The organism is Arcobacter sp. F155 (genome assembly GCF_004116455.1).
Taxonomy (GTDB): domain Bacteria; phylum Campylobacterota; class Campylobacteria; order Campylobacterales; family Arcobacteraceae; genus Halarcobacter.
Genome location: NZ_PDJU01000006.1, coordinates 33,784 through 53,800, shown reverse-complemented (window position 1 = coordinate 53,800; position 20,017 = coordinate 33,784). Strand labels below are relative to the sequence as shown.

At 27.6% G+C, this 20,017-nt stretch carries 21 protein-coding genes; 14 read left to right on the top strand and 7 right to left on the bottom strand.

The features are described 5' to 3' along the window. Positions 1 to 47 precede the first annotated feature (47 nt). Positions 48 to 1,262 carry an NAD(P)/FAD-dependent oxidoreductase gene (locus CRV03_RS07735; RefSeq protein ID WP_129084575.1) on the bottom strand — a complete coding sequence of 405 codons (1,215 nt, stop codon included), beginning with the start codon at positions 1,260 to 1,262 and terminating at the stop codon, positions 48 to 50. Positions 1,263 to 1,365: 103 nt separating this feature from the next. Here CRV03_RS07735 and CRV03_RS07730 point away from each other — a divergent pair, with 103 nt between their 5' ends. From CRV03_RS07730 to CRV03_RS07665, 14 genes are read left to right on the top strand one after another with little or no spacing between them, the layout of a single operon-like run. Then, complete coding sequence (locus CRV03_RS07730) at positions 1,366 to 1,686, top strand: hypothetical protein (protein ID WP_129084574.1); 321 nt, start codon at positions 1,366 to 1,368, stop codon at positions 1,684 to 1,686. Continuing rightward, positions 1,673 to 2,377: a glycosyltransferase family 2 protein gene (locus tag CRV03_RS07725; protein ID WP_129084689.1), complete on the top strand. Its 705-nt coding sequence runs from the start codon at positions 1,673 to 1,675 to the stop codon at positions 2,375 to 2,377. The genes CRV03_RS07730 and CRV03_RS07725 overlap by 14 nt, the downstream gene beginning before the upstream one ends. Then, positions 2,377 to 3,243, top strand: coding sequence for a lysophospholipid acyltransferase family protein (locus CRV03_RS07720; protein WP_129084573.1), 867 nt, complete (start codon positions 2,377 to 2,379; stop codon positions 3,241 to 3,243). Before CRV03_RS07725 ends, CRV03_RS07720 begins: the two co-directional genes overlap by 1 nt. Further along, a complete protein-coding gene (gene hutH, locus CRV03_RS07715) occupies positions 3,240 to 4,760 on the top strand; it encodes a histidine ammonia-lyase (protein ID WP_129084572.1) in 1,521 nt (506 codons plus the stop codon). Before CRV03_RS07720 ends, hutH begins: the two co-directional genes overlap by 4 nt. A 10-nt stretch (positions 4,761 to 4,770) precedes the next feature. Then, the gene (locus CRV03_RS07710) at positions 4,771 to 5,472 is read left to right on the top strand and encodes an SDR family NAD(P)-dependent oxidoreductase (protein ID WP_258239040.1); all 702 of its coding nucleotides are present in this window, start codon (positions 4,771 to 4,773) and stop codon (positions 5,470 to 5,472) included. A 2-nt stretch (positions 5,473 to 5,474) separates the two neighbouring features. Continuing rightward, positions 5,475 to 6,014, top strand: a complete 540-nt coding sequence (locus tag CRV03_RS07705) for a hypothetical protein (protein WP_129084571.1) — start codon at positions 5,475 to 5,477, stop codon at positions 6,012 to 6,014. Further along, a complete protein-coding gene (locus CRV03_RS07700; RefSeq protein ID WP_129084570.1) occupies positions 6,007 to 6,480 on the top strand; it encodes a hypothetical protein in 474 nt (157 codons plus the stop codon). The genes CRV03_RS07705 and CRV03_RS07700 overlap by 8 nt, the downstream gene beginning before the upstream one ends. Then, a complete protein-coding gene (locus CRV03_RS07695; protein ID WP_129084569.1) occupies positions 6,464 to 8,533 on the top strand; it encodes a hypothetical protein in 2,070 nt (689 codons plus the stop codon). Before CRV03_RS07700 ends, CRV03_RS07695 begins: the two co-directional genes overlap by 17 nt. Further along, positions 8,523 to 9,737 carry an AMP-binding protein gene (locus CRV03_RS07690; RefSeq protein ID WP_129084568.1) on the top strand — a complete coding sequence of 405 codons (1,215 nt, stop codon included), beginning with the start codon at positions 8,523 to 8,525 and terminating at the stop codon, positions 9,735 to 9,737. Before CRV03_RS07695 ends, CRV03_RS07690 begins: the two co-directional genes overlap by 11 nt. Before the next feature lie 41 nt (positions 9,738 to 9,778). Beyond that, positions 9,779 to 10,639 (top strand): ABC transporter ATP-binding protein, encoded by an 861-nt coding sequence (locus CRV03_RS07685; RefSeq protein ID WP_129084567.1) that lies wholly within the window; start codon positions 9,779 to 9,781, stop codon positions 10,637 to 10,639. After that, positions 10,639 to 11,799 (top strand): ABC transporter permease, encoded by a 1,161-nt coding sequence (locus tag CRV03_RS07680; protein WP_129084566.1) that lies wholly within the window; start codon positions 10,639 to 10,641, stop codon positions 11,797 to 11,799. Before CRV03_RS07685 ends, CRV03_RS07680 begins: the two co-directional genes overlap by 1 nt. Position 11,800: 1 nt before the next feature. After that, entirely contained in the window at positions 11,801 to 12,067 is a 267-nt protein-coding gene (locus CRV03_RS07675) for a phosphopantetheine-binding protein (protein WP_129084565.1), read from the top strand. A 2-nt stretch (positions 12,068 to 12,069) separates the two neighbouring features. After that, positions 12,070 to 13,218 carry a beta-ketoacyl synthase N-terminal-like domain-containing protein gene (locus tag CRV03_RS07670; RefSeq protein WP_129084564.1) on the top strand — a complete coding sequence of 383 codons (1,149 nt, stop codon included), beginning with the start codon at positions 12,070 to 12,072 and terminating at the stop codon, positions 13,216 to 13,218. Position 13,219: 1 nt separating this feature from the next. Then, positions 13,220 to 14,050: a hypothetical protein gene (locus CRV03_RS07665; RefSeq protein WP_129084563.1), complete on the top strand. Its 831-nt coding sequence runs from the start codon at positions 13,220 to 13,222 to the stop codon at positions 14,048 to 14,050. Positions 14,051 to 14,053: 3 nt separating this feature from the next. Here CRV03_RS07665 and CRV03_RS07660 read toward each other — a convergent pair whose 3' ends face one another. The 6 genes from CRV03_RS07660 to CRV03_RS07635 form a co-directional block, all read right to left on the bottom strand. Continuing rightward, positions 14,054 to 15,046, bottom strand: coding sequence for a BtrH N-terminal domain-containing protein (locus CRV03_RS07660; RefSeq protein WP_129084562.1), 993 nt, complete (start codon positions 15,044 to 15,046; stop codon positions 14,054 to 14,056). After that, positions 15,043 to 15,438: a hypothetical protein gene (locus CRV03_RS07655; protein WP_129084561.1), complete on the bottom strand. Its 396-nt coding sequence runs from the start codon at positions 15,436 to 15,438 to the stop codon at positions 15,043 to 15,045. Before CRV03_RS07655 ends, CRV03_RS07660 begins: the two co-directional genes overlap by 4 nt. Continuing rightward, complete coding sequence (locus CRV03_RS07650) at positions 15,439 to 16,575, bottom strand: beta-ketoacyl-ACP synthase III (protein WP_129084560.1); 1,137 nt, start codon at positions 16,573 to 16,575, stop codon at positions 15,439 to 15,441. Position 16,576: 1 nt separating this feature from the next. Further along, the gene (locus tag CRV03_RS07645; protein WP_258239039.1) at positions 16,577 to 17,527 is read right to left on the bottom strand and encodes a dialkylrecorsinol condensing enzyme; all 951 of its coding nucleotides are present in this window, start codon (positions 17,525 to 17,527) and stop codon (positions 16,577 to 16,579) included. A gap of 100 nt (positions 17,528 to 17,627) precedes the next feature. Further along, a complete protein-coding gene (locus CRV03_RS07640; protein WP_129084559.1) occupies positions 17,628 to 18,581 on the bottom strand; it encodes a hypothetical protein in 954 nt (317 codons plus the stop codon). Between the two features lie 93 nt (positions 18,582 to 18,674). Continuing rightward, positions 18,675 to 20,003, bottom strand: a complete 1,329-nt coding sequence (locus CRV03_RS07635; protein ID WP_129084558.1) for an NFACT RNA binding domain-containing protein — start codon at positions 20,001 to 20,003, stop codon at positions 18,675 to 18,677. Between the last annotated feature and the right edge of the window lie 14 nt (positions 20,004 to 20,017).

Genomic DNA, 20,017 nt, shown 5'->3' with positions numbered 1-20,017 from the left:
TATATTATTATATTATTTTAGCCCTTTTAGACATCTTATATAGATGTCTAAACCATTGAGATAAGGGCATCAATTTTTTGTTTTGAGTTTTTAACAAAGTAGTTATCTTCATCCCAAACATACCCAGAAAGAATTGAAGCTACTGATTGTTTTATCTTTTCAGCTTTATTTGGAGCATAGAAAATCTTTCTTAATTTTCCTTCATACCAAGCATAAACAAACTCTCTAAATACATTAATTCCAATCATCATATAATCTTCATAATCTTTTTGCCAATCTACTTTTTCACCATTTAATTCTTTAATAATTAAATCTCCAACTCTATCTGAAGACTCTAAAGCTAATGTTACACCAGAAGAGAAAACTGGATCTAAAAACTCAGTTGCATTTCCACTTAAGGCAAAACCTTTTCCATGCATAGTTTTAATTGCTGCTGAGTAACCATTGATAACTCCTACAGGTCTTAACTTCTTAGCATCTTTATATTTCTCTTTTAAATATTCGTGCTCATTAATTACTTTGTCAAAGAAGTCTTCAAGGCTCAGACCAGTTTCTTCAAAATATGATTCTTCACAAACAACACCTATAGAAGTTACTCCATCACTAAAAGGAATGCCCCATAACCATGCTTTATTATCATCATGGATTACAATATCAATAAAACCTTCTTTATCTTTTTCTCTTCTTGTTTCACCTTCAACTCTTGTGAAAATTGCATTTCTAAGTCTTAAATCAGAAGGAATATCTAAATCTAAAAGTTTAGGTAATACTCTTCCATATCCAGAAGCATCTAATACAAATCTTGCTTTAAATACTCTTTCTTCACCATTTTCATCTGTTGCAGTAACTTTGTTATTGTCATTATCATAAGCAGTTACTTCATACTTATGTCTAACATCTGCTCCCCATTTTTTGGCAGTTTCTAAAAGAACATTATCAAACTCTTCTCTTTTTACTTGATAACTTGTTCCCCATTTTTGACCTAAGTTATTTCTAAAATCAATTAGCTCTTCTTGTTTATTTTCATCAATGAAAATTGCACCTGGTTTTAGCATAAAACCTTGCTCTTCAATAACATCAATTAAACCGTTTTTCTCTAAAATCTCATTACACCTTGGAAGTAGTGATTCTCCAATAACAAACCTAGGAAATTCTAACTTCTCTAATATTGTTACACTAAACCCAGCCTTTAATAGTTTGCACGCAGCAACAGAACCACTTGGTCCCCCACCAATAACCAACACATCACAATTTTCTTCCATTAAGTCCTCCAAGAAGTAATACAAATAATTTTTTCTTATTATATACTTAGTTTACTTTTGATACAATTGAATCTAATATTTGCATTTACAAGGTAATAAGTAATTGAACAATTTATATAGTTTTAATGTTCTAAAAAAAGAGAATGACTATGCTGAAATAGAAGTATTATTTGCAGACAAAAGTCATGAAATTTTCAAAGCTCACTTTCCAGATAATAGTTTACTTCCAGGATTTCTTCAAATAGATATCATAAGTGAAATTTTATCAATTGATGTTATAGAAGTAAAAAAAGCTAAATTCTTACAAGCAGTTCTTCCAGAGGATAAAGTAACTTATCTTGTAAAAATAAAAGATAAAACTTTTAATGTAAAAATTGAAAAAGAAAATAAAAAATGTAGTGAGTTCTCCATTGTACAAAAATGATATTATCATAGTTGTTCCTACTTTCAACAACCCAAAAACAATCTCAAATGTAATAAAAGACATTTTAAATCACAACTACAAAGTTATTGTTGTAGATGATGGTTCAGATATTGAAGTTTCTAGTTTAATTGAAAAAAATGAAGATGTTACTGTTTTAAGACATGAACAAAATCAAGGTAAAGGCCAAGCTATTCTTACAGGCGCACAAAAAGCAAAAGAGCTTGGATATGAATACTTTGTAAGTATGGATGGAGATGGTCAACATTTAGCTTCAGAGATAGCGAAACTAAAAGCCTGTATAAACAGTGAAAACCAAATTGTTATGGGTGCAAGAAACTTTGAAATAGACAATGTTCCACAAAAATCGAAAATAGGTAGAGCCTTTCATAACTTTTGGATTAGATTAAATAGTGGTTACCACATAAATGACTCACTAACTGGTTTTAGACTATACCCTGTTTCAATACTTGATTTAAATATCAAAACTAGAAGATTTAACTTTGAAGTAGAAGTTTTAGTAAAACATTATTGGAAACATAAAAATATTACTGATACTATAATTGAGTGTTATTACCCTACTCCTGAAGAGAGAGTAAGTCACTTCGATAACTACAATGACACAATAAATATCACACTTTTACACCTAAAACTTTTTTTACAAAAGATATTTTTATTAAAAGGTATTCTTTAATGGCAGCTAAACAAAGAGTTGGTGGACCAGTTGTAAAAACTCTATACTCATTTTATAAAATATTTGGCTATGGAAGTGTTTATTTCTCTTTGTATTTTGTTGTTTTATACTACTTTTTATTTGCTTCAAATGTAAGGGAATCTTTAAAACAATACTATAAAAATATTGGGGAAGAGTTTTCAAATAAAAAATATTTCAAACACCTATTTAACTATGCCCTAGCTACTTCTGATAGATTTATCTCAAAGGCAAATCCTGAAATATATAACTTCATAAACCAAAATAGAAATGAGCTATTAAGTGAATTAAAAAATGGTTCTATTCTTCTATCAAACCATTTTGGTGGTTGGGCAACAGCAAGTAACTACTTTAGAGATGACAATATTAAAATAAATATTGTTATGAATGAAGCTATGATAAAAAATGCAAGTGAATTTGAACAAGTTATAAATAAAAAAAATGATAAAAATGTAAATATCATCGACCTGTCAAAGGGTGATATTGCTACATCTATCTCTATTGGAAATGCTTTACTAAATAATGAATCAGTAGCACTAATGGGTGATAGAGCTATAAATAAAAAACACCTACACAAAATCTCTTTTTTTGAAAAAGATGCACACTTTAATAAAAATCCATTTCTTATTGCATATAAAACAAAAAAGCCTATTATTGCACTTTTTGTTGTTTTAAAAGAGAAAAAAACTTACGAAATGATATTTGAAAGAATTGATATAAATACTAATAAAAAGGAAAATGAAGCTGTAGAAGAAGCAATGCAAAGGTATGTAAAACTATTAGAGAAAACTTTAAAAGAACACCCTTTACAATGGTTCAATTTTTACGATTTCTGGGAGGACAAATGAAATTAACAATTGACAAAAGACATATTAGTCTTAAAGAGATTGTAAATGCATCTAGCGTTGAGATCTCAAATGATGAGAAGTTTATAACTTTTATTAACCATACACATGATTTTATGATGGATACAATCAAACAAGGTAAGCCTATTTATGGAATTACAACTGGGTATGGAGATAGTGGTAAAAACTATGTAGATTATGATGATGCGGCAAAACTTCAAACAAATCTATTTAGATTTCATGGTTGTGGAATAGGTAAAAACCTATCATATGAAGTATGTAGATATGCAGTTATTTGCAGAACCATTTCATTAAGTAAAGCTAGATCTGGGGTTTCAATGAACCTTTTACATAGACTTGAAATGTTAATTGAAAAAGATATTATTCCAGTTATTCCATCGCAAGGGTCAGTTGGGGCAAGTGGTGACCTAACTCCACTATCATATATTGCAGCAGTTGTTGCAGGTGAGAGAGAAGTTTACTACAAAGGTGAGATTAAACCTGCTATTGAAGTTTACAATGAACTTGGAATAGAACCATACTCTTTTGAACCAAAAGAAGCCTTAGCAATTATGAATGGAACAACTATCATGAGTGCAATTGCTTTAAAAGCGATTGAAGAGTTTGAAGTTATCTTAGACTCTATGGAGTCATATGTTGCTGGTATGTTTGAGGTTCTATTAGGAGATGATACTCCTGTTGCAGATTTTGTACATGATTCAAAACCATTTGATGGACAAATTGCAGCTGCTAAAAATATCAAAAACAAAATAGCTGGTTCAAAGTTAACTCACGGTAGAGATGATAGATATGATAAGTTCTTTGCAGATAACCACTTAAATATCCAAGACACTTACTCTATGAGATGTGCACCACAAGTTTTAGGTGTAATTAGAGATAACCTTGATATTTCTAAAAAATGGGTTGAGACTGAAATCAACTCTGTAAATGACAACCCACTAATTGATGGAGAAAATCAAAAGATTTATACTTCTGGAAACTTCTATGGTGGATATGTAGCTCACGCTATGGATACACTAAAAATTTGTGCTGCAAATTTAGCTGACTTACTTGATAAAGAGTTTGCCCTACTTGTTGACCACAAATTTAATAGAGGATTAGGTGAAAACTTAAAACTTTCAAAAGAGCCATTTTTCCATGGATTTAAAGCTATGCAAATTAGTCTTAGTTCATTAAGTGCAGATGTTATTAAAAATACAACTGCTGCATCTATTCACTCAAGACCAACAGAATCACTAAATCAAGATAAAGTTTCTATGGGTACAACAGCAGCAAATGATTTTGCAAAAATGATGCCAGAACTTCATAATATGCTTTCTATTGCCTTTATAGGTATGGCACAAGCAGTTGATATTAGAGGAAAAGAACAAGTTTCACCTCACCTAAGAAAAATCTATGATACAACAAGAGAAATTGTAGAACCTTTACTTGAAGATAGAAGAATGGATATTGATATAAAAAATATCAATAAACTAATCCAAGAAGCTAAATTTATATAAAGAGTTTGTTGTGGAAATAAAAAAAGTATTAGTAACAGGAGCAACTGGTTCTATTGGTGAAGCTATTGTAAAAGAGTATGCAAAGAATGGTTACTTTGTATATGTTCACTATAATAGTAATAAAGACAAAGCTCAAGCTATTTTAGACTCAATTGAGCATGGTGAATTAATCACTTTTAATATGCAAGATAAAGAGGATATTAAAGCTACTTTAGAAAATATTTCTGTTGATGTTTTAGTAAATAATGCGGGAATCATCAAAGACAATCTATTTTTCTTTATGGAAGACGAGCAATGGGAAGATGTAATAAATACTAACCTTTCTGGAATGTATCATGTTACAAAAACTATCTCTAGAAATATGATGATGAACAAAAAAGGAAGTATCGTAAATGTAGCTTCTATCTCAGGTATCTCAGGAAATGCTGGACAAGCTAACTACTCAGCTTCAAAAGGTGGAGTAATTGCCTTTACAAAAACTTTAGCAATTGAGCTTGGAAGATATAATATTAGAGCAAATGCAATTGCTCCAGGTATAATTGAATCTGAAATGATAGAAAACATTCCAAATAGCAAGGAGCTTAAAAAAGCAATTCCTTTAAATAGATTTGGAAAACCAGAAGAAGTGGCAAAATGTGCTTATTTTATAGGAAATGATGCTACTTATGTAAGTGGTGAAGTTTTAAATATCAGTGGAGCAATGGTTAGGTAAGAATGAACCTAATTATTTCACTGCTTTATGCACCAATAGTATTTATATCACTTAAATATTTTGATATTACAAAAGTAAGTCTTGTAATATTTTGCTTAAGTACTCTTTGGTTCATAATGGTTTTTAAAAGAGGTTATAAAGAGTATTTGTACCCTCTTTTATATATTTGTATCTCTATTTTGGCTTTTTTTTTAAAAGAGTTTTTACTTCTAAAAACTATACCTTTTTTGATTTCAAGTTTTATTACAACAATTATGTTTATCTCATATATAAATAAAACCTCTATTATTCTATTTTTTGCTAAAAAGTTTTCAAAAAAAGAGTTTAGTAAAAAAGAAGAAGAGTATATTCATAAATCAACTCTTTTTTGGTTTTTTACTTCTTTAATAAATGCTATAATTCATCTTATTATTTTCTTTGATACAAATATGGATTATTGGATTTATTATAGTTCTATTGGCTGGTACTTTGTTTTTATTTTTGCAGGAGTATTACAGTTTTTACATAGAAAGTTTATTTTTTTAAAGGATTCAAATGATTAAAGCACTATTTCTTACTCTTTTTACTATAAATATATTTGCACAAACTATTCACTTTGAAGAATCAAAATACATAGATGCTTTAGATACAAGTACTAAAAAAACTGGTTATATAAACTTTAAAGAAGACTCTATAGAAACTTCATATGAAAATAGTGATGAAGTATTAGTTTTTCAAGAAGATACTCTTTTTATAAAGAAAAAAGATGAAACTGTAGAGATTGATTTAAATAGAGATATGCCTAAAAAGATATATTATACTCTACTTGAAGCTATCTATTTAGATGATATCTCAAATTTAGAAGTTTATTTTGAAATAGAACAAAAAGATAATGAAGTATTTCTAAAACCTAAAAGTATTGTTGCAAACTATGTAAAAAGTATAAACTACAAAAAAAGTACAAAATTAGAATATCTTCATATTAATATGCTAAACAATGATAGGATAAGAATTGAACAAATTGATTAAACTATCAAATTTTTTAATCTTTTCTATTGTTTTATTAGCTTTTTTTTTATCAAATAGCTATACAAATATCTCAAATAGTATTTTATCTATTTTGCCAGATTCGCAAAATAAACAAATCTTACAAGCTTATACAAAATACTCTGACTCAAAAACTCTTTTTGTATCTTTTGAAAACCTTCCTAAACAAGAAATCAAAAATGTAGAAAAAGAGCTTTTAGATATAAAAGGTTTACACAAAGAAAATAGTTTAGATAGAAAAGCTTTGTTAGAGTATCAAGAAAAATATCAACTTTTTTTAAAAAATATAGATGAAAAAAGATTAGAAAACATAGATGTAAAAGAAGAGTTAGTAAAAATACAAAAATCTTTACTAAACTCTTTTTTCCCAGTTTTAATAAATAAACAAGACCCTTTAAACCTTTTTGAAAAAACTAAAAAAGAAAGGCTAAATAAAAACATAAGAGTTTACACCTTTGATAAAACAATAAATAGTTTAGCTAAATACAAAGAGGTTTATTCAAAAATAAAATCTATAGAAAAAAAATATAAAGAGATAAAGACCTTTAGTACAATTTTCTATTTTGTAGAAAACTCACAAGCTATAAAAGCTGATGTAAACAAAATCATAATATTTGCTTTTTTGATTTTACTAACACTATATATTTTTATTCTAAGAAATATTCCTTTACTTTTAAATACTCTAACGACATTAGCTACCTCAGCTATTATCTCAATTCTTGTTGTTACTTCTATTTTTAGTGAAGTTTCTATTTTTGTTTTAGTATTTGGTTTATCAATTAGTACCGTTGCTATTGATTATATGTTTCATCACTATATGCATGGCCATTATCTAAAGAAAAAAGCCTTTAACAAAGAAGTATTCTTTGGCTTTTTGACAACTATTATTGCTTTTATTGCTATTAGTTTTATCTCTTTTTCTTTGATTATTCAAATAGCTATTTTTACTATTATTTCCCTTACTGTTTCATATCTTCATTTTAGTTTTTTATATCCAAAAATTGGTTTTACTTTAAAGGAAAACCAAAAGACAAATAGTTTTAAATTTAAAATAAATAAACTTTATATTCTTTTATTCTCTTTACTAGCAATTATTTATTCACTATCAAATATCTCATTTGATACAAACTTACGAAATCTTGATTATCAAAACAAAAACCTTGACAGCTTAAACTCTCACTTTCAAAAAGAGTTAAAACAAGAAAACAAAGTTGCCCTACTGATTGAAAGTACCTCAACAAATGATTTAATAAAAAAATATCAAAGAGTAAAACAGACTCTTCCTTCTTTAAACTCTTCCCTTGATTTAATTATCACAAAAAAGCAATATGAAAAGACAAAAGAGCTTTTAAATAGTGAAAGATTTAAAGAGTTAAAAAAAGAGTTAGAACTTCATGCTTCTAACTTAGGGTTTAAAAAAGATTATTTTAAAGAGGCTTATAGTTTAAAAGAGCTTCCAAACTATAGTTTTGAAAAACTAAAAGAGTTAAAAATAAACTACTTTGAATATAAAGAAAAAAACTATGTATTTTTAGCCCTAGATATCAAAGATTATGAAAAAATTAAAACCCTAGAGTTTATAAAACCACTTAGCATGAAGTTTTTATTTGAAGATTCATTAAATGAAGTAAAAGAAAATATTTTAATACTTGGGACTATTGCTTTACTTCTAATTATTTTAATGCTTATATTTATTACAAAAAAGAAATTTCTTTTTGCACTTTGTTTTTTACTATTTCCTTTAGCTTTAATTCTTTTATACTCTAACTTTGTGTCATTTAATATCTTACATCTTTTTATGATGTTTATTATTTTAGCAATTAGTATTGATTATGCTATTTATAGTTCTAAAAGCTTAGATATAAATACAAAAAAAGCTATACTTTTTTCCCTTCTTAGTACATTTGCAGGGTTTGGAGTACTTATATTTAGCAAAATAAATTCACTTTATTCTATTGGAATAGTTGCCACAATTGGTGTTTTAGCTATTGCATTTTTACTAATATTTTTAAAAAGGTCATCAAATGAAGATTGAAGTTCATAACGATAATGGAACTATTACAACACATAATATAAATAAAAAAGATTTTACGAATAGTTCTTTACAAAATCATTTAGGTTATATTAACTCTAAATCCAAAGAACAAAATGCCTTAAATATTATCAAAGCATATTTCAATGACTCAAAAATCATTTTATTTGATGAAACAAACCAAATACTAAAAGAAAAACTTGATGAACTAAATATTAAAGAGTTTTTACACAAGAAAAAGATAAATACTATTTTTGATGAAAAAGATTTCTCTATGATGTTTTTTACAAGCGGAAGTACTGGAAATCCAGTAGGTGCTTTAAAAGCAAAAAAACATCTTGAAGAAGAAGTTGAAGTTTTAACAAAACTATTTGAAAAAAGAGAAATAAAAAAAGTAATTCTAACTGTGCCATTTATTCATATTTATGGAATGTTATTTGGTCTTTTATATCCCCTTTTAAATAATATTGATATTGTTTTAAAAGAACACTTTTTACCAAATGATTTACTAAATTTAGTTGATGATAATAGTTTAGTTGTAACTACTCCACTTTATATAAAAGCCTTAAATAAAATTTCACAAGAAAAAGATTTATCAAAAGCTACTTTTGTTAGTTCAACAGGACCACTAGATTCTCAAAATGCAAAAGAGTTTAGTGAAAAGTTTAATACAGATGTTATACAAATCTTTGGTTCAACGGAAACAGGTGGAATCGCTTATAAACTAAATGACGAAATTTTATGGAGCCCTATGCCTAAAGTTGAAATTCAAACAAATGAGCAAAATGAATTAAAAGTTTTATCACCTTTTGTTTCAACAACTATTTATGAAAATAGTTTCAAAGATATAAATGGAGTAATGCAAACCTTTGATTATATTGAAAAAGAGAATGAGAAGTTTAAACTTGTAGGTAGAAGTTCACAGATTTTAAAGATTGCAGGGAAAAGATACTCTACTATTCAAATAGAAAATATTTTAGAAGAGGAAGAGGAGATAAAGAAGGCTTTAGTTTTTGTAAGTTCTGATAATGACTCTTTAAGGGGTGAAGTTTTAGATATTACCCTAGAAAGTTCTAAAGAGTTCACAGCAAGAGAGATAAAAAAGATTTTACAAAGTAAACTTTCTAATCTAAAGTTTTCACTGTCATTAAAACATGTGGATAAAATACCAACTTCAAGTGTTGGTAAAAAGTTGAAAATAAACTAATAGTTTGCTATACTTCGCAAAATACGGGGAAAAGATATTTAATGTCAATAGTTATAAAAAATCTATGTAAATCATATAAGGGAAATCTTGTTTTAGATAATCTAAATTTAGAAATAAAGCAAGGCTCTTTATTTGGTTTATTAGGTCCAAATGGAGCAGGAAAAACTACTTTAGTATCTATATTAAACTTTTTGATTCCAAAGGATTCAGGAACTATTTTAGTTGATAATATGGATTTAGACAAAGATGAAAATAGAATAAAATCTATTTGTAGTATTGTTCCTCAAACTTATGCTTTTTATCCAAAACTAACTGCCTTTGAAAACTTAGAGTTTTTTGGAAGTCTTTATGGACTAAAAAAAGAAGCCCTTAAAAAAAGAATTGACTACTGTATTGAAGTAACTTCTTTAGAAAAATATATAAATAAACAAGCTCACATTTTTTCAGGTGGTTTAAAAAGAAGATTAAATATCGCTATTGGTTTACTAAATAGTCCAAAGATTTTATACCTAGATGAACCAACAGTAGGAATTGATCCTCAATCAAGAAAATATATTTTAAATGTTATTAAAAAAATCAATGAAAAAGAGAATACTACTATTATTTACACTTCTCATTATATGGAAGAAGTAGAGTATTTATGTGATGAAATAGCTATTTTAGATAAATCAAAAATCATTTTACAAGAGAAAAAAGAGAAGCTACTTCAGAAAAACTCTCTTATAAAAATAAAACTTCCAGATGAAGAGATAGAAATAGATACAAAAGATGGTTTTGATAACTTTACTAAGATGATTGCAAAATTAGAAAAAGAGAATAAACCAATAGAAAATATTGATTTTGGATACAAAAATCTTGAAGATATGTTTTTAAATTTAACAAAACAGGATTTAAGAGACTAATGTTTAAATACTTACTAAAAAAAGAGTTTACCCTAATCTTTAGAGATTTACATGCTTTATTAGTTTTATTTGTAATGCCTGTTATTTTTATTTTAATTATGTCTTTAGCTTTAAAAAATAGCTATTCAAATAGTGTAGATACACCTTTAAAAGTTGCTATTACAAGCTCTAAAAACAATAAATCAATTAAAACTATGATTGAAAGTATCAATGAAAACAACTTCTTCGATGCTAACTTTCTAAAAGTAAAAGATAACAAAGAGACTTTATATATAGAAAACTATGATTTTATAGTTGATATTCAAAGAAACTATATTGAAAGAATCAAGCTAAATGATAAAAACTTTAATGTTATTATCTATAGTAAACCTGATACCTCTTTACAAAAAATAGAGATTCTTAAAAAACTTATTTCAAGTGCAAGTACAAAACTTATCTTAGAAGATTTAATGCTTGCACAAAAAATAGATACTAAAAATGTACTTGATTTTGAGTCAAAAATCCAAAACTCATATGTATATAAAAAAGATGGCTTTGAAGTAACACCAACATCAGTACAACAAAGTGTTCCTGCTTGGCTTGTATTTTCTATGTTTTTCATACTAATTCCTATATCAAATACTTTTATAAATGAAAAAGCATTTGGAACAATTGATAGAATTAGAAGTATAAATGTTTCACTCTTTCCTATTTTATTAGGGAAAATTGTTCCATACTATTTTATCAATCAAGTACAAGTAGTATTTATGATACTTGTAGGTATTTATATTGTTCCACTACTAGGCGGAGATTCACTAGTTATACAAGGAAGTATTCCTTTGATTTTCTTAATTTCTTCAGCTGTTAGTTTTGCTTCTATCTCTTTTGCACTTTTAATTGCAAACATAGCTAAAACAACAGAAGAAGCTACAACTATTGGTGGTGTTTCAAATATTATTCTTGCAGCAATTGGTGGAATTATGGTTCCTAAATTTGTAATGCCAAAATTTATGCAAGATTTTTCAGAATACTCTCCAATGTCTTGGGGATTAGAGAGTTTCTTAGAAGTATTTGTTAGAGGTGGAAGTTTTAATGACATTTCTACTTATGTATATAACATGATAACTTTTGCTATAATCTGTTTACTATTAGCATATATTTTACTAAAAAAGAGGAGATAAATTGATAGGTTCTAAAGATGAGAAACTAAAACTAGAATTAAAAGAATTAATTATTGAAGAGTGTGATAAAGATATTGAACCAGAAGATATAAGTGATGATGAAGTACTATTTGGTTCGGACACAGAATTAGAACTTGACTCAATGGATGCCTTACAAATATCTATGGCTTTACATAAAAAATATGGAATTGATGCAAATGATAGTAAAAAACTTAGAAAAATCATGGCATCAATAAATACTTTAGCAGACCATATACAACCGGAATAACATTGAACGCATATATCACAGGTAGCTCACTAGTTTGCAATATTGGAGATAATAAACAAGATATTGTTTCCAATTTAAAAAATATCTCACCTGAAACATATAAAGAAAATCTTCAAGAGATTTTAAAAGATAAAACCTTTTATAAAATATATGATTATGACTACTCAAATGAAAAAAGGTTTCAAAAAATCTTAGAAAAAGTAGTTTTAGATGCAGTAAAAGAAGCAAAGCTTTCTAAAGAAGAACAAGAAGACTTACATATCTTCCTTGGCTCTACTTCTATGGAAATGGGTACAAATGAGCAGTTTAAAGATGAGTTTGATAATAGCTCATCTAATTTAGAGTTTAAAAATATTGGAAATGGTGCTATTGGTCAATATGTTGAAAAACTAATTAACTCTAAACACAAAGCTACTCTTTTCTCAACTGCCTGTACATCTAGTGTAAATGCTTTAGCCTATGCAGCTAAAATGATTGAAAAGAAAAAAATCAAAAGAGCTATTGTTATTGGCTTTGAACTTTTTAATAAATCTACCTTTGGTGGTTTTTCATCTTTAATGCTTCTTTCTCAATCAAAAATATACAGACCCTTTGATAAAAATAGTGATGGTATTATCTTAGGAGAAGGTTGTTCAGCTGTTGTGTTAGAAAGTGAAAAAAAAGAAGAAAACAACTTTAAATATATCTCTTCTTCAAATATCTGTGATAACTACTCAGAAACTACAAGTGACCCTTCGGGAACTCCTATTTTTGAAGCTATGAATAATGCTTTAAAAAATGCCAAACTACAAGTAAAAGATTTAGATTGTATAAAAGCTCATGCTACAGGAAGTGAAAATAATAACTCATCAGAAGCAAAAGCTTTAGCTCAACTATTTAATAACTACAAAGAAAAAACACAAGTTACAGCACTAAAACCTATTTTAGGACATACTTTAGGGGCTTGTGGTACGAATGAAATTGTCTTAATGCTTGAAGCTATTAAAAATAGTTTCCTTCCTGCAACTTTTGGTTTTGAAGAAGCAATTGATGATTTAGCCTTTACTCCAATCTTAGAACACAAATCTTGTGAAAACAAACAAACTATTTTATTAAACTATGTTGCCTTTGGTGGGAATAATAGTTCAATAATCTTAAGCAATAAGGATTGATATGCATATTCACTCAACTTATAAACTTATCAATTCTAGTAAAGCTGTAAAAGAGTACAGAAAAGAGTTAAAAGAGATTTCGAAGATAAACCTTAGAAGATCAAGTAAATTTAATATCTTAGCAGTCCTAGGAGCTCTAAGAGCAACAAAAGAGATTAAGCTAAGAGAAAACCTTGGAATTTATGTTGCAAGTGAATATGGACCTATAAATGATGTTTATAAGCTAATGCAAACAATAAATGAAGAAAACAATATAGTAATGCCCTTTGACTTTCTAAATGTAAACAGCAACAATGTTAGCTTTTATGTTTCTCAAGCTTTAAATGCAAAGGGTAAGAATATGCTTTTAACTTCTCAATACTTATCATTTGAGAAGTCTTTACAACTTGCACAGTTTGAACTTGAAATAGATGAGATATCAGATATCTTGATTGGTGGGGTTGATGAATCCCTTGAGGAAGTAAAAGATTATGAAAAGTATGTAAACTTTGCAAATAATCAAACTTCACAAGATGGAAGTTGTTGGTTATATTTAAACAATGAATCATCTAACTCTTTAGGAGAAATTACAAATATTCAAGAGTTTAGTTCAAGTGAAGAATTGCTAAAAAATATTAAAAGTACATATTCAAAAATAGCTCTTAATCAATTTGCACAAAATGATGAAAATATTGTTTCAAAACTTGATAATAATAAGATTATTGATTCAAAAGATTTCTTTGGAAGTGAAGGTGCTTTAAGAGTTTTAGACCTTCTTGAATACAAAGGTGAACATCTTTATATTGCAAAAGATATAAACAATAACTACATTACAATAGAACTTAAAGTTTAAGCTCTATTGTATCTTTTTTAATAGTTTAAAAGCCTCTTCTTCATACTTTGAAGCTTCTACTAATTTTTCTGCAATTTTATTTGCATCAAATTTATCAATTTTTTTACTAGATTCTACACAAAGTAAAGCAAACTCTCTTAAAGTATTTCCAGACTTCACAAGTAATGAAGATGCTTCATCTAATAGTTCATTATCTAAATCATGCTTTTTCACTTCTTTTAAAAATGCAGCATATAAAAACCTAAAGCCTCCGCCTCCAGTTCCTATCTCTTCTTGCATTCTAACAATATGAGTTAAATAATTTTTTAAATATCTAGGGTCAGAATTAGGATTTAGTTTAGATATTTTCTTTGCTAAAGTTCTCATTCCTTTTACCCCTGCATATGGAAAAGGAGTTAACATTGACTTAGCATTTTTCTTTATTGCTTTTTTAACAATTGAAGAAAAGTCAAGATTAGTTGGAATATTTTTAGGATAATACATAAACCCCTTTGGAGCAAATACTCCCTTTGCAAATCTTGCTCTTGTAAGCTCTTTTTCATCACATAAAACAGCCTCTTCAAAAACAGGGTCAGAGATTTTATAATCACTTCCTTCTTTTCCATAAACTAAAAGATTGTGTGCATTAAAGTGAAATCTCATATCCTTTGGAAAATATGGAAGATAAAAAACAGATGTCTGAAGACCAACTAATTGTTTATCTTCAACAAATTTTGTTAAATCGTTATTTGCTTCAACACCATTTTTATATGTTTTTTTAACAATCTCTATTCCAAGAACTTTTGAAACTTTATTGATTATGTTTTTAGGAAGTTCTCTATATGCAATTAAAGGCATATTATTAAGTTTGATTATTGGAAGAAAAACAAAAGATAAAGAGCTAGTAAGTCCAAAAACCATTGGCTCACTAAGCTTTAAACCATAATGAGTTAATAAAGTCGAAACAACTCCACTCTCACAGTGTGCAAATTGTGAATGTTCAAACTTTTCACTCATACTTTAAAATCCTTTAACTCTTCTATTTTAATATTAAATGCTTGGGCATATTTTGATAAAACTTTGTCATTTAGTTTGTTGAAGTTATTCATTCTTAGATGTCTTTTTACTCTAAATTGAAACATTCCTACAACACTTGCTAATGTTGGTAAATCCATTCTATTTTCAAACATAAAGTACTCAATAGGAGAGCTAAGACCTTTTTTTATATTCTCTAAACTCTCTTGTTTTAAAACTTCATACTCTTCTACTGCAACTTGTGTAGCAAACTCTTCAACAGAACTTCCATAGTTGGCTGTTTTAAATTCACCATCATTGTCAGTTGTATACATAACCTTCTTTATTCCATCTAAGGTTTTATTCTCTTCTTGTGGAACTTCAATTTTTTCCATTTATACTACTTCTAACATCATAAATGATGTAGAGAATCTCCCACTTTCTGGAATATAACAAAGAATTTTTTCACCCTTTGATAATTTATTTGAATTAAATAACTCTTCAAGCATAATATAAATTGATGCAGAACCAGTATTTCCACATTTAGTAAGGTTAGTAAACCACTTTTCAAAAGGAATTTCTAAACCACCTTTTTTCATTCCTTCATATACTTTATCCCTAAAGAACGTTGAAGAGTAGTGAGGTAAAAAGTAAGATATCTCTTCTTCTTTTAAATCTCTTTTTTTAGCTATTTTCTCAATTGGTTTTGTAACTGTATATTCAATGATATTTTCATTTAAAAGTTTTACATCTTGGGCAATTGTAAGTAAAGACTTTTCCATTATCTCTTCTTGAGTAAATGTTCTAAATCCTTTTAGCTCATCACCTTTAACTTCACATCCACTATACATACAAGTTGGCATTTCACCGGCATAAGATAAAATATCTATCCAATCAATTTTTAAAGATAAGCCCTCTTCATTTGGTTTATTTTGTAAAAGCATTGCCCCTGCACCATCTGAAAGCATCCATCTTAAAAAATCTTTTTCAAAGGCAATTCCTGGATTTTGTTCTACTGCTTTATGGTCAGATTCTGTTTTAAAGTTTTTAGCACTTAATGTTGGAGAAACAACTTCTGAACCTGTTGATACAACATTTTCTAAATCCCCACATTTAATTCCATAGTAAGCATATTTTAAAGCATTTATTCCACTTAGACAAATACCTGAAGCACTTAATGTTTCAATCTCTGTTAAACCTAATTCACCTTGTACCATTAAAGTATGGTTTGGCATAAGTTGATCTGGAGTTGTTGTTCCACATGAAAGACAATCAACACTATCTAAAGAGAATTTTTCATTCTCTAATTTTTTAATTGCATTAGCTGTAATTTGAGCATTTGAAAAAAGAGCTTTTTCAGTTCCTTTTTCTAAAACATAATATCTACTTTTAATTCCATTACTTCTAAGTACTACTTTTTTTGCTTTTGATTTTTTCCCACCAATATAACCTAAGTAGTCTTCTATTTCTTCATTTGTAACTGCATCATTTGGCATAAATTTTTGTACATTATTTATGTAAACACTGTTCATCTTATAAAAAATCCTTCATTCTATCTTTTGCACTTCCCGATGGTGCTTCAAAAATCTCTTTTTGTTTTAATATTTTCTCTTTATTAACTTTTCTAATTATTGTTTGAACCAACATATTTATTGGAACAATTGTTAAAATAATCAAAAGTAAAAAAACTACATAAAGCATTACTATAGGTTTTCTTTTAGGGTCACCTTGTTTTCCAACTTTTCTAATAAGTTTTCCCCAAATCATAAAACTTTTAGTTGCTATTTGTTCACTTTTAATTAGTTTTTCATCTATTGTAACTGCATTTAATCCATAGCAAATAGATTCTTGTTTTTTCTCTTCATCATTTGCTAAAGCATGACTTATTGCTTTACCAAATCTTGAAGCCTCTGTTATATCTTGTTTTGAAATTCCTGCTTCTGGGAAAATTCCCCACAATGAATCTCTTTTCCCTGTTAACATCCATCTTGGTGTTGTAACAAATGTTGCAAAAGAGTTTCCTTGGTCAATCAAAACTATATTATCAATAAGTTTAGCTTCAACATCGTTAAGCATTTGTTTTAATTTTTCTTGTGCCATAACCCACATATTTCTACAACCAATTAAAGTAATAACTGGCTTACCTTTTAACTTTCTTTTTGCATAATCACTTTTCAAGAAAGCTGTAATAGGTAAAGATGGAGATAAGAACCATACTTGATAAGGTAAAATCACCAAATCATAATCATTGTCATCATCTTCTATCTCTTTAATTTCTGGAGGGTCTAAATATATTGATTCTGGAAAACAATCCATAAAAGTCATAAAATCCCATGGAAAAGGATATGGTTTTAGTGGTTCAATTTTTTTATAAACCACTTCTACATTTGTATCTGCCTCTAAAGGGGCTAAAACTGAGTCTGTTAATTGAGTTAATTGTCCTGTTTGAGAGTACGATATAACTAATACTTTTTTAATATCCAAAATAAAACCTAATATATTATTATATTAAATTATATCCAACAATTATTTAATATATAATTTCCCTAAAAATACAGAGAGAAAGCTTCTCTGTATTTTAGTTCTATCTTATATATCCAGTATCACCTAATCTTGCATTATCCATCGGGCTATATAACCAAAGTGCAACATCTTTTCCTAAAGCTTCAACTGTTCTTCCTAATACTGCACAAGAACCTTTATAAGCTCCCCAGAATCCACCACCAGAAACTCTTGCAGCTTTAAAAGAACCATAACTTTTATTTCCTTTTACAAGTCTTCCTTCAATAGAAGTAAATTTACTATGACCTCTAAATGCTCCACCTCTACTAATTGCATCTACAATTTTAACATCTAAGAATAAATCTTTAGAAGAAGGTTTATTTTTATACTCTACTTTTAAACCTTGTTCTTGAGCAAACTTTTTTATAAATGTTGCTAATTGCTCATTGATTGTACACTCAGCTTTGATGTTTTCTGCTATTCTATTTCCTGAAGAATAAGGAGTTATATTTCTAATATAGATTGTTTTTCCACTAATTGCACTACTATCTGCTTTTTTATAGTTTTTAGTAGATTTAGCAGAACTTTTTGGTTCAATATTAGTTACTTTTCTAGTTGCACTAGTATTTCCCATCACTCCAATTTGTGATAGTTCATAATTAATATTTCTCTCTAAATTTGCAATCCATTTATTATAGTTTTTATGAATTGTATTTGAACCAGCATCATAATTCATATTTCTACTATCTTTATAAGAGATTTTATAACCTTTTCTATCATATGCAATATTTACTACAACAAGATGTTTTCCTCTTACATTATTTTTAGCTTCTAAAAGTCCAGTTTTAATTCTTTTTGTAGACCAACCTTTTCTCATAGCACCTTTTTGAATAGCTCTTTCAACCTTTTTTGTTGTTACCTTAGAACCACTTATATAACCACTATTGTCAATGTTTTGAACTGTCGTACTCTTACAACCTGATAACATCAAAAGAAAAGCTAAAACTAGCCCTGTAATCAAAGATGTTTTTTTCATTCTTTCTCCTTATTCATAATTAAAGTTTTGATTTTACAATAAAAATGTCTCACAAATGACTCATTTTCTTATTTTTTTAAATTTTTACTTTCTTTATACTTTTACACTAATTGTTGTATATGGATTATATAAAACATTTGCTCCATGTTGTATCTTTACATTTCTTCTTTGAGTATAATCAACAGCATAAGTTCCTTCAAAATCACTTGAAAACTGTGCACATATTTTTGCTGCTTTTTCAATCACATTTTCAGGGATAGTTTTTTTACTATTTTGAACTATAACATGAGAAGATGGAGCATCTTTTAAATGAAACCAAAAATCACTTGCTTTTGAATTTTCTAATAAATATATATTTTCTCTCTCATTTGTTCCAAGCATAATCTTATAACCTTCATAAAAGAAGCTTTCATAGTTTTGGCTCTTCTTTGTTTTGGCTTGATTCTTTTGTTTTTTAGGAAGTAAAAACTCTATTTCATCGATTGTTTTACAAGAATTAATATTATTAATAAGTCTTTTAAGGAAGTCTACTTTTTCTTCTAAATTTGATTTCTCTATTTTTATATTATTTGCTTTTTGTTTCGCTCGTTTTGCTTTTTTAAATAAATCGTTTGAATATGTAGAAGCTAAATATCTTGTATCAAGTTTTATTTCAACCTCTTTGCCTTCATAATTATATGTTTTTAATACCTCTTGATACGGTTTTATTGTATGTAAATTTGCAAGTATTAAATTTGCTTTTTCATATAAAGAGTTTGATTCTTCCTCTAAGTCCTCTTTTTTAGGTAAGTTATCTAAAGTTTTTTGTAGTTTTTTTAACTTTTTATTTACTTGACTTACTTTTTGTCGTCTATGATTTTCAAGGTTGTTATTCTCAATCTCTTCATATACTTTATACATATACTCTTCTACATCTTCAAGTTTTTCTATCTTTGGAACAAAATTTTGTTTTGGAACTTCGTCAAGTTTTATTCCTACCTTTACAACTCTACTTGAAGCGAATTCATCTATATGTCTTAAAGCTTCTAATATAGTTCTATCTTCATCTAATATAATTGCGTTGGTATGTTTTCCTGTAAACTCTAATTGTAAAATAGTTGTTAGTTTTTTATATGAAGATGAAGAGTTAACTTTTATATTTATGATTTTATCATCATTATAAATCTCAAGATTCTCAATTCTTGAATTAATAAATCTTTTTTGAAGTACTACATCAAAAGGTGCATTGAAATCTTTTTTAGAAGCTTTTTCTCCTCTTTTTTTATAAATATAACTTTTTCCCTTACTCATATCAAAGTATATTTGATTTTTATTATTAAATTCAATTATAATTAGATTGTTATCAATTCTGCTTATATGTTTTATAACTTGGGCTTTTTCTTGTAGATACTCTGTAATCTCTTTTAGAATATAGTATTTCAATATTTATCACTTTT